Raw genomic sequence first — 13,336 nt, 5'->3', positions numbered from 1 at the left:
GATGGCCGTCGCGATCGTGATCGGGGCGCTGCACGGCGCCGCTGCACAGTCTTCCGCGGATCCGGCCGTCCTCGATCGATTCCGGGATTCGCTGCGTGCGATCGACAACACCGCTGCAATCATCGCCATCGAAGATCGGCTGTCGACCGAGATGCGCCAGCGCTCACGGCACGATGCCGCACAACTCCGCCTCGGCTTTGCGCAGTTGCGACAGGGCGAGCTGGAACAGCGCCGGATCGACTTCACCATCGCGGATGCGACGTTCGCGGCGGTGACTTCCGCCCATCGCGACTGGGCCGCCGGGTGGCTCGGACGCGGCCTGGCACAACTCAACCTCATCGACAATCAGCCAGTCACTGCCGGGAGCGTCGCGCGAATTCTGCACCGCAACCAGGCGAGCGATATCGCTGCGAAGTTCGAGCGGAGCAGCTCCGTCGCGGGCGGTGATCCGGAGCCGTTGCTGACCCTTGCAACCATCGCCGTTGCCAACGCGCATCCGATAGAGCTGCAAGCTGCACTGGCGGCGCTGCGCCACGGTGCCCCGTACATCGACGCGGCCAACGCCGTCGTCGCGCTCGATCGCGTACGCCTCGAACGGCTCGCCGGGAGTCCGGACTCGGCCCGGTGGTTCGCCGTTGCGCTGCTGCGGCGACAGCCGCGCGATCCCGCAACGCTGCTGGAGATGGCGCGGAGCGACTTTGCCATCGGCGACGACGCCGGCGCCGAGGACTGGTTCGATGGCCTGGCCGCCGCGGACAGCGCCGTCGTGCGACTTTATCGTGACGATCTCGTCGCGCTCCTCCCCGATTCGATCGCGCGACGCTTCGACCAGGACGACGCCACCGCGCGCGTGGCACTGCTGCAACGCTTCCTGGGATTTGACGACGCGGGAGAACAGCGATCGGTTGCCGCCCGGCTCCGCGAACACTATCACCGCCTCGATCATGCGCGCCTGGCGTTCGTCCGTCCGACACCGCACTACGTCGCCGACATCGCCGTCGACACCAATCCGATCGGGCCCGCGTTTGATGACCGGGGGGTCGTCTGGATCCTGCACGGACCGCCCGACGAGCACACCTGGTTCAACCAGGTCGGCGTGCCGCCGAACGAGACCTGGCACTACGCCGCCGCTGCGACCGGCGGTGACCTGCTCTTCAACTTTGTGCGGACCGATGACTCGACCGGCTTCCACCGCGTCTCGAGCGTCTTCGATATCCTGGCATTGAGCACGCCGCTTCGCGCCACGGGACACGGCGACGTGAAGGGGATGGCCGCGCGGGGCGAAGCGGTCGAAACCTATGGTGCGAGCTGGACGGCGCAGACTGCGCAGGAGATGCTCTATTCGCGTGAGAACACCAGCGCGACCTACGGCAAAATGCTGTCGCAGGGGAAACGCGGTGCGCTGGCCCTGCAACGGCAGGAGCGGGCCCAGGGCGACAGCAGCATCGCCAGCGGTGAGAGCCACGCGGTGGATTATGAGCTTCCGCTTGACGCGACGGTCAACGCGATTGCCGTGGGCGTCGACGCCGCGGGACCGCTGCTGCAGATCGCCTTCGCGATTCCGGGCACGTCGCTGTACGCGCCACCTGCCGCCGGTCCGGTGGTGTACCCGGTGCATATCAGGGCATCGGTGCGGCGGCAGGGAAGCAATGCCGTCATCGCCACGGTGGATACGCTGCGTCGCTTCGTTGCGGCGCAACCGATCGCGGACGAGCGCTTCCTCGTCGGCCGCGTGCCGATGCATCTCCCTCCGGGTGAGTATACCGTGCGGGTGGAAGTCGAGACGCCGGGCCGTGGCATGATCGCGCCGGTGCAGCCGGTCCGTGTCGCCGCAACAGGCGCACTGCGGCTCGACCTGTCGGATCTTGCGCTCGGCTCCCGCAGCGTGCCGCTGCCATGGACCACCGCTCGCGGCGACACCGTGTGGGTCAACCCGTTGAGTTCATTTCATCGCTCCGAACCGATGCAACTCTACTGCGAAGTCGGCGGCGTACCGGCGGGATCGCAGTACCACGCCGTACTGAGCATCTACCACGATCGCCAGAGTACGCCGGCGCTTCGGCTCGCCTTCGCTCCGACCGCGGCTGCAACTCCCGACCCGGTCCAGCGCGATGTCGATATCAGCGGACTCAAGCCGGGGACCTACCGGCTCGAGATCGTCGTGACCGCCGGCGGCAACGCCCGCGTGGCCCGCGACCGAACATTCACAGTGGTGAAGTAGCCGCCGCACCAGCGATGATCACCGGGCGTGGATTGGCAGCATTCGGTGTGTCGCTGGCGCTCGCCGGCAACGCGGCAGTAGCGCCGGCGCAGACTCCGCCGCAACGGGCAGCGCTGCAGGTGTTCCGCGATTCGCTCCAGCTGACCTACGACACCACCACCCTGCACGATCGCGAAGCGCGGATGATTGTCGTCGCCCGCGCTGATCGCGACGATGCGCTCCTGCATCTCCGCCTCGGTTTCCTCGCGCTGCGCATCGACGACCTGAGCGGCAACCAGCATCGCGTCGACGACGCCGAGAGCGAATTCCAGTGGGCGACCGAGTTGCAACCGGGATGGCCGTACCCGTGGTTCGGGCTGGGACTCGCCCTCGCCCGAGCGCCGAACCGCGCCTCCGGCTTCGCCGGCGGTCTCTGGACGATGTTCAAGGTCGATCGCGATTCGCGCGCGGCCCAAGCCTTCGCACACACGATTCGCGCCGATCCCTCCTTCGTCGATGGGGTGCAGGCGTTCGTGGAGACGGCGCTCGAAGCGCGGCTCGATGCGCCGGTCGACGCCGCGCTCAGCGCGTTGCGCCTCCTGCAGCGATCGCCGCTCGGATGGGATCCGACCCTGCTGCTCGATCGCGGCCGCCTCGAACGGATGGTCGGGAACCCCGATTCGGCGCGACTGGCGTTTCAGCGGGCGCGGATGGTGTCGCCCGACCCCGCGATGGCGGATCTCGAACTGGCGCGGACGCTGCCGCTCACCGCAGACACACTCCCCACCGAGCCCGGTCAGGCCCCGCCGTTCGCCCTGGCGTACTACGCCGCCGCGGCAAGTGACGACCCGGAAGTTGTTGCCGGATACCGCCGAGACCTGCAGCCGATCGCAAGCGATACCGCACTGCGGCAGTTCGATGGCTTGCACGGTGCCGATCGCGCGACGTGGCTGCGGACGTTCTGGACCGCGCGCGCCGCCTCCGATCTGCGCACGGCGGATGCCCGTCTCGCCGAACATTTTCGCCGCCGGGATTACGCGGAGCGGCACTTCCGGCTGCCGCCGTTCCACCGCGTCTATCGCTGGGGGATCGAGGTCTACCAGAGTCACGACCCGGAGCTCGATGATCGCGGCATTGTCTGGATCCGCCACGGCGTCCCCACGACGCGGATCGTCTGGCCGGTGTCGCAACCGCGGCAGTTCGCTCCGCCGCCGCCGTCGATCTTTCGTCCCGCCGTGCGGGTCGCTTCGCTGATCATCGACCCCACCGTTGGCGACGAGCCGAGCTTTGGCAACGAGACGTGGAGATACCGGCAGCCCGACGGCGATCTGGTGCTCCACTTCGCCGCCGACGAGCAACCCGACGACTATCGATTGATCGAAGGCGTGATGCAGTTGAATGTCGGAGTCGATGCGCTCGCCGAGCACGAGCGCGACCTGCCCGGGCTCGCGGAACTGCTCAACTCCGGACCGGTGACGCGCGGCATTCTCGCGGAGCGGGATCGCGTGGCCGGAAAGAGGAACATCTCGCTGGCAACGACCACGACGTCGTGGCCGCGCCGATATCCGGTGACCCTCGGCGGGCGCGCCGAGTGGCTCGCTGCGGGAAGGCGCGACTCGATGGCGTTGGTCCACATCGTCTACGCCATCGACGCCGCCATGCTGCGTCGCGTCGCCGGCGTGAGGTCGTCCGATGCGATCCCGGTGACATTGCGCGCGGTCTTCGTCGATCGCTCCGGCCGGCCGGTCGCGTCACTCGACACGGTCGAGGTACTGCACACGCCGCCGGCACCGGCACCTTCGTCGCTCGTTGCCTCGCGCGCTGAGCTCCCGGTCCCGCCCGGAGCGTATCGTATGCGGCTCAATATCGAAGCGAGCCGGCAGGTCGGCGTGGTCTTTCCGCTCGACTCGCTCGACGTTCCCGCTGTGCGCGACACCTCACTCGGGGTCTCATCGGTGCTCCTGGGCATTCCCGGTCGCGTCCTCCCGTGGATCGACGCGCCGGGAGACACGGCATGGCTGTCGCCCGACAATGTCTACCCGCGGGGCGAGACGATGTCGGTCTTCTTTCAACTGTACGGACTCAGGCCTCGGACGCCGTACACTGTTCGTCTCGGCCTGCTGCGCCAGCGGTCTTTTCTCTCCCGGCTATTCGGATCAGGGACTGAATCGGTGGTCCTGCGGGAGGAGCTCCAGTTTCCCGGGAGCACCGCGGATATCCGCCGGGCGATCGCCCTGCAGGGGGTGCCAGCGGGTCGGTATCAGCTGGAGCTGACGGTGGAAGGGAATGGGACGCGGGTGGAGCGTCGGCGCGGGGTCGTTGTGGAAAACTCGCCGAAATAGTAGATTTGTGATGTGGTTTCTCGCGGAGCCGATGGCTGCTGGCCTTTCCACCGCATTGCCGGGTACCAGCCCATTCCCTACCTTGGAACTCCCTACGCGGTCCATCGTTCAACATTGAGCAATTGAAGGGTCACGCATCATGAGCACCGCTGCCTCGCGAGGCGCAGTCGACCTGTCGCCGAATGCGATCACCGTCCTCGAAAAGCGCTATCTCATCAAGGACGACGCGGGGCTCCCTGCCGAACGTCCCGAGGATCTCTTCTGGCGCGTCGCGACCACCGTCGCCGCGCCCGACGCCAAGTACGGCGCTTCGCAAGGTGCGGTCACCGAACTGGCCAGCGCGTTCTACGACCTCATGGCGCAGCGCCTCTTCATGCCGAATTCGCCGACGCTGATGAACGCCGGCCGGCCGCTCGGCCAGCTCTCTGCGTGCTTCGTCCTCCCGGTCGACGACACCCTCTCCAATGGCGAGAGCGGGATCTACGACACGCTGCGGTCGATGGCGCTGGTCCATCAGTCCGGCGGCGGCACCGGCTTTTCCTTCTCGCGCCTCCGGGCCCGCAATGACATCGTCCGCTCGACCATGGGCGTTGCGTCGGGACCGGTGTCGTTCATGTCGCTCTACGATTCCTCGACCGACGTCGTCAAGCAGGGCGGGACGCGGCGCGGCGCCAACATGGGCATTCTCCGCGTCGATCACCCCGACATCCTCGACTTCATCGAGTGCAAGAGCGACACGACCAAGATCACCAACTTCAACATCTCGGTCGCGATCACCGACGCCTTCATGGAGGCGCTCGCCAACGACGAGGAGTACGACCTGGTCGATCCGCGCACCGCGCAGGTCACCGGCAAGCTCGGCGCCTCGATGATCTGGGAGAAGATCATTCACGGCGCGTGGAAGACCGGCGAACCAGGCGTCTTCTTCATTGACCGCGCCAATCACTACAACCCGGTTCCCCATCTCGGCTCGTACGAAGCGACCAATCCGTGCGGCGAGCAACCGCTGCTGCCATATGACGTCTGCAACCTCGGATCGATCAACCTCGGCGCGTTCGTCACCGAACAGAGCGACATCGACTGGGAACGGCTCCGCCGGGTGGTGCAACTCACCACGCACTTCCTCGAGAACGTGATCGACGCCAACCACTACCCGTTGCCCGAGATCACGTCGCTGGCGCAGCGGATCCGGCGCATCGGACTTGGCGTGATGGGGCTTGCCGATCTCTTCGTCCGCATCGGAGTGCCGTACGATTCCGAGGACGCCGTCACCCTCGGCCGCGAAATTCAGCGCTTCGTCGACGACGAGGCGAAGCACGAATCGGAGCGCCTTGCCACGCTGCGCGGCGTCTTCCCCGAATGGGAGCAGAGCATCTGGGGACCTGACGCCACCTGCGCTCGCGACGCCCAGGGCAACCGCATCCGGCCGATGCGGAAGCTGCGGAACTGCAACGTGACCACCGTGGCGCCGACCGGCACGATCTCGATCATCGCAACCTGCTCGTCGGGGATCGAGCCGCTCTTCGCCGTCGCGTTCATGCGCAATCAGGCCGGGGTCCTGATGCCCGACGTGAACGACGACTTCGTGGCGATCGCGAAGCGCGAAGGATGGTACAGCGCCGAACTGGTGCGCCGCATCGCCGAGCAGGGGCACATCAACTTCGACGAAATCCCGGCGCGGTGGCAGCGGGTCTTCGTGACCGCCAACCAGATCGCGCCCGAGTGGCACATACGGATGCAGGCGGCGTTCCAGGCATACAACGACTCGGCCATCTCCAAGACATGCAACTTCGCCAACGACGCCACCGAGGAGTACGTCGAGCAGATCTACCGTCTCGCCTACGAGCTCGGCTGCAAGGGCGTCACGGTATACCGGGACGGGTCGCGCGACATGCAGGTGCTGTCGACCGGTTCGACGGCGAAGAAGGTGCACGAGCAGGCGACGACCAGCGGCAAGTCCGAAGCGCGCGGCGACCTCGTCATGGCGACCGGAGAGTTCCCGGCGAGCTCGCCGGAGTTCAGCGCCCGCGCCGCGGCAGCCGACCAGGCAGCCCACGCCGTGGAGCTCGAAGCGGAAGTGGTGCAGCTCAAGCAGCTGGTCCACGAACTCGAGAGCGAGAATCTCCAGCGCCGGCAGAAGCGGTCGCGCCCCGAACTCCTTCGCGGGTCGACTCGCCGCGTCTCCACGCCGCTCGGTGATCTCTACGTCACGATCACCGAGGACGACAAGGGTCAGCCGTTCGAAGTCTTCATGTCGCTCGGCAAGGCCGGCGGCGCGCTGATGGCCGATGTGGAGGCGATCGGCCGGCTGATTTCACTCGCGCTGCGCTCCGGCATTCCGCTCGCCGCGATTCATCGTCAGCTGCGGGGAATCTCGTCCGACCGCGCCATCGGGCTCGGGCCGAGCAAGGTGATGTCGGTACCGGATGCGGTCGGCATCGCGCTCGAGAAGTACGCCGCCGACAAGCAGGGAGTGCAGCAGGAACTCCTCAGCACGCGCGGGGTGCAGCCGGTCGATGCGATTTCGTCGAGTGATGTCCCCACCCCGCCCGCTGCGATCATCAGTGACGGCGGCGAGCAGATGATCCTCGGCGGCACGCACGAGACCCTCGCCGGCGCGTGCCCTGATTGTGGATCGCAGCTCGAATACGCAGAGGGGTGCGCCAAGTGCCACGTCTGCGGCTTCTCGGAGTGTGGTTGATCGAAGGAGCATTCAGTCGCAGGTTCGTTCGGCACGAAAGGGATCCCGACTCGCGGAGGGGTCCCTTTCGTCGTTTGAGGACCCCGCCGATGCGGTTCGCCCACCTCTGCGATACCATTGATGCATCCGACCCACCATCGAGCGACGACATGCCGTTTCCCTTCGACATCGACGATCTGCTGGCCTACACCGACTGGGAACGTGCCCAATGGCACGGCTGGTTTCAGGCGAACGGTGCCCCCACGCTGGCGACTGGCCTCGGCGCGCACAACACCGGGCGGATCCATACCGTCGGCGAATTGATCCGGCACATCTTTTCGGCCGAATTGCGGTACGTGCAGCGGTCGCTGCGGCAAGAGCTTACCGATACGTCAACCATTCCGGCCGACGATCCGGCGACACTGTTCGCCTTCGGCGATCGAAGCCGGGCTGCGCTCCGGCAGCTGCTCGCCACCTTTCCCGATGCCGATTGGACCGCGCCGCGCGAGATGACCCTTGGTTCGGCCACTCGAATCATGACCCCCCGCAAGTTCGTCCTGCAGTCGGTCACCCACGAGATCCGCCACTGGGCCCAGATCGCGGCATTCCTGCGTCAGGCCGGCCATCAGCCCGGCCACCGCGATCTGATTGCCAGCCCGCTCTTCGGTCCGGCGCCGGTGTAGCGACGCTTCACAGCGCCGGGCGGCGCTGTGCAGGCCCTCCCCGGCACGGGTCCCGATACCTTGACGTTCGACAATACGCAACGATCTTCTATTGTCGAGTGTCATAGTATGTAGGACACTCGCTCGAACCGCGCCCGGCCTGAAGGAGTCACCATGCTGCGTCCTGCTCATCGCATCCTCCGCCGCCTGCGGGCGCTCTTTCGCGGCGCCGACGTCGACCGCGAGCTGAGCGACGAGATCCGGCTGCATGTCGAGCTGGAAGCCGATGAACTGGTGCGAAGCCGGGGAGTGAGCCCCGAAGAAGCGCGGCGGCTGGCGCTCCTCGCCTTTGGGGGTGTCGAACGGTATCGTGATGAGCACCGCGATGCCCGCGGGATCCGCTGGATCGATCAGCGGCTCCAGGACATCCGCTATGCCATTCGCGGATTGAAGAATCGTCCGGGGTTCACCTTCGCCGTGGTTCTCACCCTCGCGCTTGGCATCGGCGCCAACGCCGCGATGTTCTCGATCGTCGACCGACTGCTGTTCCGCGCCCCGCCGATGATGCGGCATCCCGCGCTGGCGCACCGCGTCGTGGTGTCAACCACGCTCCGCGGCGAAGAGAACATCGGGACGTACATCCCGTACGCGCGCTTCCTCGACATCACGCAGCAGACGCACTCGTTCTCGCACACCGCGCTCTTCACGGAAGTGCCGCTCGCGGTCGGCTCGGCTGCCGAGGCGCGCGAGATGCAGATCGGCGTGGTGACACCGGGATTCTTCGGGTTCTTTGACGCGCAGCCGGTGGTCGGCCGGTACTTCACTGACGCCGAGAACGCGCCGCCGCAGGGGAGCCCGGTCGTCGTGCTCGGGTACGGGTTCTGGGAATCGCAGTTCGGCGCGGCGCACAACGTGATCGGCCAGCAGCTGCAGATCGGCGCGACCACCTACACCGTGATCGGCGTGGCGCCGCGCGGTTTCACGGGATTGTAGAGCAACACGCCGCCGGTGGCGTTCATCCCCGCTGCGGTGCGGGGCGGCGAAACGCAGCGCCGAGGCAACCTCGGCGAATCGTGGTGGACGACCTATCACTGGACCTGGGCGCAGATGATCGTTGAGCGAAAGCCCGGCGTCGCGGTGGCGCAGGCCGACGCCGACCTGTCGCAGGCATTCGTGCACAGCTATCAGAAGCAGATGACCGCTGATCACCCCAATGCGAACCCTGCGAACGACAAGCCGCGCGCATGGGCGGCATCGATCCTGACCGAGCGAGGGCCGCAGGAGTCCGACCTCGCCAAGGTGGCCACCTGGCTTGGCGGCGTCGCGCTGATCGTCTGGCTCATCGCGTGCGCGAATGTCGCCAACCTGATGCTCGCCCGGGCATTGCAGCGCCGCCGCGAGATCGCCGTGCGGCTGGCCCTTGGCGTGAGCCGCAGCCGGCTGGCCGCGCAGTTGCTCACCGAGAGCACCCTCCTTGCGATGCTCGGTGGCGTGAGCGGCATCGCCATCGCGCAGTGGGGCGGCGCGTTCCTCCGCTCCCAATTCCTGTCGAAGACCGCGACCGCCGCGGTGGTCACCGATCCGCGCACGCTGCTCTATGCCGGTCTCGCGGCACTGGTCGCGGGACTTCTCACGGGACTTGCGCCGTTGCTGCAGTCCCGGCACATGGATCTCAACCGCGACCTCAAGTCCGGCGCGCGCGAAGGGAGTTACCAGCGATCGGGAATCCGTGGCGCACTGCTGGTCGTGCAGGCCACGCTCTCCGTTGTGCTGCTGGTCGGCGCGGGACTCTTCGTCCGTTCATTGCGACACGTCAAGGCGGTCCCCCTCGGCTATGAGCCGGAGCACGTCCTGCTGGTCGCCACGAACCTGCGTGGCACGCCACTCGACAGCGCGCACAGCAAGGCGATGATCGACCAGCTCTACGCGGTTGCGACCGGAGTGCCCGGGGTGGTGACGGCATCGCGCCAGCTCACGATGCCGTTCGAGAGCATGTGGAGCCTGGGACTCTCCGTGGCCGGGATCGATTCGGTCGACAAGCTCGGTCAGTTCGATCTCGACGCCGTGTCGCCAACGTATTTCAGCACGATGGGGACCCGGATCCTGCAGGGGCGCGGGATCTCCCGGCAGGACGCCGCCGGCGCCCCGGGAGCGATGGTGGTGAGCCAGGCGATGGCCGCGAAACTCTGGCCGCACGGCAATCCGATTGGCCAGTGCGTGCACGTCAATGTCAACACGGCTCCGTGCACCTACGTTGTCGGCGTCGCCGAGAACATCAAGGAGCAACAGCTCGGCGATGATCCGTCGCTGTTCTATTACCTCTCGTCAGAGCAGTTCCACCCCAATCAGGGCGGACTCTTCGTCCAGGTCCGGGGTGATGCCGACCGGATGAAGGAAACGCTGCGGCAGGCATTGCAGCGATACATGCCGGGAACGGCGTACGTCACGGTCACGCCGGTTCGCGATTTCATCAGCGAGCAGACGCAGTCGTGGAGCCTTGGCGCGTCGATGTTTGTCGTCTTCGGCGGACTTGCGCTGCTGCTGGCGGCCATCGGCCTCTACAGCGTGCTCGCGTTCAATGTCAGCCAGCGGCTCCATGAGATCGGCGTGCGCGTGGCTCTTGGGGCACAGGGGCATGACATCGTCGGCCATGTCGTGACCGGAGGGGTCAGGCTCGCGCTGGCCGGCGTGGCGCTGGGCCTCGGCGTCGCGATCGCAGGGAGCCACTGGATTCAGCCGCTGCTCTTCGACGAGTCGCCGCGCGACCCGGCCATTCTCGTGGCAGTCGCGGCGGTGCTGCTGATGGTTTCGGTGCTCGCCAGCGTGATTCCTGCACGCCGGGCGATGCGAGTCGATCCGATCCGTGCGTTGCGGGCCGAGTAGCGGACGCGCCACTGGGCAAGCCGAGACGACGCAATCATCGGCCGATCTTGATTCGCCCGGGTGACGCGTTCACTATTCGCCTTCGATGATCCGGATTCCAGCGCCCCTTCGCCGAATCGCAGCCGTACTCATGGCTGTGATCGTCGCCGCGAGTCCCGTGACCGAACTGGCGCACGCGCGGGTCATGGCGGGCGGCGCGGCGGCATGCAGCACGATGGCGATGGGACACGGCATGCCGGCGTCGATGCCGCACGCGCCGTCGCACCAGCACCAGGCCAACTGCTGCGAATTCTGTCCGTCGGGATGTGTTGCGGTGGCGCTTCCGGCAGCCTTGCACTCGATCGTCGCCCTTCACGCCACACGCCACGCAGCCGAAACCGGGTCCGACCTCGGCGTAACTCCCGGCCGCCCGCGCTACCTCCTTCCGTTCTCGATCGCACCTCCGTCGTTCTCCGCCTGAGCCGGCTCCGGCGATGCCGGGGCGTCATTTCCCGTCATCACTGCTCACGGAGGCAAGGTGTCCATTCGTTCATTGGCGTTGGTGTTGTGCGTGATCCCCACGGCACTCATCGCACAGGTTCCAGTCCACCCCGACACGGTCCGTCACGATACGACAACCGCGACGGATACCCTGACACGCACACCGGTGAAATTCCAGGCGATCACCGTAACATCGGCCGCGGCGCCGCCCCAGGCGCCGATCAGCATCACGCGCATCACCCCGGCGGTGATCGCGGCGACACCAGCGACCTCGCCGTGGGATCTGCTGCGGCAGACCGCGGGGATCGAGGTACATGAGCAGGGGCAGGGGCCAGGCTTCGCGTCCGACGCATCGATTCGCGGCTTCTCCTCGGATCACTCGACCGATATCGCGCTCTGGATCGACGGCGTCCCGGTCAACGAACCGGTGAACGGACACGCCGAGGGATACAACGACTGGAGCCTGCTGATGCCGCAGGCGGTGCAGAGCATGGAAGTGCTCAAGGGACCGACCAGTGCCGTCTACGGCAATTTTGCCATGGCGGGCGTGGTCAATGTCCTGACGCGCGAGCGGATGAGCGGTGAGGAGTTCGCGATCGACGGCGGTGCCAACGGCCGCGCAGATGGAACCTTCTTCACCGGGATCGACAAGCCGAACACCGGACTCGTGCTCGGAATCCGTGGGATGCGCGACGGCGGATGGCGTCCCAACAGCGAGCAGCATCTCGGCCAATTCTATGGACGGCTCGTGCAGCAGGTCTCGTCGTCGGCGACGCTCGACGTGGGAACCCAGCTCTACGGCGCTGGCTGGGATTCGCCGGGATTCCTGAGTGCCGATCAATTCGCCGCCGGCGACGTTGATCATGTCTCCGATCCGACCGACGGTGGATTCAAGCGTCACGCGCTCGAGCGGGCGTCGCTTCGCATGGTGCTCAATCCCAATCTCGCGTGGCGCACCACGACGTATGCGACCCAGGGGAACTGGAACTTCTTCCTTACCGTCCCGCCCGAGCCGGGAGAAGGGGAGGGATCGGGAAGCCAGACGCAGGAGGTCGATTTCCGCCACGGCTGGGGCGCCACCAGCGCGCTCACCTGGGTCAAGGAGCGGATCCAGGTCACGCTCGGCGGTGAAGGTCGCGCCGACTACGCCGACTATCAGCGCTGGTTCACCACGCAGCGCGCGCGCGATTCGTCCGACGCACTGATCGACGCACGACAGCTCTCCGGTGCGCTCTTCCTGCAGTCGAGTCTCGACCTGAGCCGGCACGTCCGCTTCACCGTCGGCGGCCGCTACGACGATGTGGGCACGAAGTCCACGCCCGCCGGAGATACCGCCGCCTCCGCATCGCACGGCGTCTTCTCGCCCAAGCTCGGTGCGTTGCTGCACCTGCCCAAGGTTGGCGACGTGTACGCCAATGCTTCGCGCGGATTCCGCAGCACCGACGGGGTCATCGGGGATCCGACGCTGCCGTTCATCACCGAGTGGGCGTATGAAACCGGCATGCACATCAACGCCGGACATGTGACCGGCGGCGCGGCGCTCTTCCGCACGGATGTGAGCAACGAACAGAGCTTTGATCCGATCCTCCTCACCAGCACCAACGGGGGCCGGAGCCGGCGGCAGGGTGTCGAACTCACGCTGGCCGCGCCGCTCGGCCAGTACGCGCGGATGACCGGCGACTGGACCATTACCAACGCGAAATACCTGGATCAGGTGACGCCGGATGGTGAAGCGCTCAGCAACACGACCGTGGCGAATACCGCCAAGTACGTCGGCGACGTTGCGATTGAATTCGGAGCGGTGACGGCGCTCTGGTCAGTCCGCGCCTCGACCAACGTGGTGGGTCCGTACACTCCATTCGATGAGACCGGCGTCGAGCTGCCGGCCTACGCGCTTTTCCATCTCTCGGGCCGGCTGATCGTCGGCAGCAGAACAACGTTGCGTCTCGGGGTGCGGAATATCCTCAACAAGGAGTACCCCGAGCTGCGCGCCGGCGGATTTGTATCGCCGGGGCAGCCGCGATCGATCTACGGCGGCGTCAGCTACATCATGTAGTCGGCGCGGCGGTCGGCGCGGACGGGAATCCGC

Annotated in this window: 8 protein-coding genes; all 8 read left to right on the top strand. The window is 66.7% G+C overall.

Translation table 11 applies throughout. From position 1 onward, the window contains the following. The first annotated feature begins 1 nt into the window (after position 1). The gene (locus VGM20_03035) at positions 2-2,221 is read left to right on the top strand and encodes a hypothetical protein (protein ID HEY4099834.1); all 2,220 of its coding nucleotides are present in this window, start codon (positions 2-4) and stop codon (positions 2,219-2,221) included. A 14-nt stretch (positions 2,222-2,235) separates the two neighbouring features. Next, the gene (locus VGM20_03030) at positions 2,236-4,542 is read left to right on the top strand and encodes a hypothetical protein (protein HEY4099833.1); all 2,307 of its coding nucleotides are present in this window, start codon (positions 2,236-2,238) and stop codon (positions 4,540-4,542) included. A 139-nt stretch (positions 4,543-4,681) separates the two neighbouring features. Continuing rightward, positions 4,682-7,243 (top strand): vitamin B12-dependent ribonucleotide reductase, encoded by a 2,562-nt coding sequence (locus tag VGM20_03025; GenBank protein ID HEY4099832.1) that lies wholly within the window; start codon positions 4,682-4,684, stop codon positions 7,241-7,243. Positions 7,244-7,332: 89 nt separating this feature from the next. Then, on the top strand, positions 7,333-7,905 hold the full coding sequence (locus tag VGM20_03020) for a DinB family protein (protein HEY4099831.1): 573 nt from the start codon (positions 7,333-7,335) through the stop codon (positions 7,903-7,905). 153 nt (positions 7,906-8,058) lie between these two features. Next, positions 8,059-8,877, top strand: a complete 819-nt coding sequence (locus tag VGM20_03015; GenBank protein ID HEY4099830.1) for an ABC transporter permease — start codon at positions 8,059-8,061, stop codon at positions 8,875-8,877. A gap of 15 nt (positions 8,878-8,892) precedes the next feature. Next, positions 8,893-10,767 carry an FtsX-like permease family protein gene (locus VGM20_03010; protein HEY4099829.1) on the top strand — a complete coding sequence of 625 codons (1,875 nt, stop codon included), beginning with the start codon at positions 8,893-8,895 and terminating at the stop codon, positions 10,765-10,767. A 130-nt stretch (positions 10,768-10,897) separates the two neighbouring features. Continuing rightward, complete coding sequence (locus VGM20_03005; protein HEY4099828.1) at positions 10,898-11,227, top strand: hypothetical protein; 330 nt, start codon at positions 10,898-10,900, stop codon at positions 11,225-11,227. A 57-nt stretch (positions 11,228-11,284) separates the two neighbouring features. Beyond that, complete coding sequence (locus tag VGM20_03000) at positions 11,285-13,303, top strand: TonB-dependent receptor (protein HEY4099827.1); 2,019 nt, start codon at positions 11,285-11,287, stop codon at positions 13,301-13,303. Positions 13,304-13,336 lie beyond the last annotated feature (33 nt).

The sequence above is a fragment of the Gemmatimonadales bacterium genome (assembly GCA_036500345.1).
In the GTDB taxonomy this organism is placed as follows: Bacteria; Gemmatimonadota; Gemmatimonadetes; order Gemmatimonadales; family GWC2-71-9; genus Palsa-1233.
This window is presented reverse-complemented; position numbering and strand designations above follow the sequence as displayed.

Excerpts from the sequence above, each read along its gene's own strand:
- VGM20_03015 (HEY4099830.1), top strand. The coding sequence starts at position 8,059 with ATGCTGCGTCCTGCTCATCGCATCCTCCGCCGCCTGCGGGCGCTCTTT.
- VGM20_03030 (HEY4099833.1), top strand. The coding sequence starts at position 2,236 with ATGATCACCGGGCGTGGATTGGCAGCATTCGGTGTGTCGCTGGCGCTC.
- VGM20_03020 (HEY4099831.1), top strand. The coding sequence starts at position 7,333 with ATGCGGTTCGCCCACCTCTGCGATACCATTGATGCATCCGACCCACCA.
- VGM20_03035 (HEY4099834.1), top strand. The coding sequence starts at position 2 with ATGGCCGTCGCGATCGTGATCGGGGCGCTGCACGGCGCCGCTGCACAG.
- VGM20_03005 (HEY4099828.1), top strand. The coding sequence starts at position 10,898 with ATGGCTGTGATCGTCGCCGCGAGTCCCGTGACCGAACTGGCGCACGCG.
- VGM20_03025 (HEY4099832.1), top strand. The coding sequence starts at position 4,682 with ATGAGCACCGCTGCCTCGCGAGGCGCAGTCGACCTGTCGCCGAATGCG.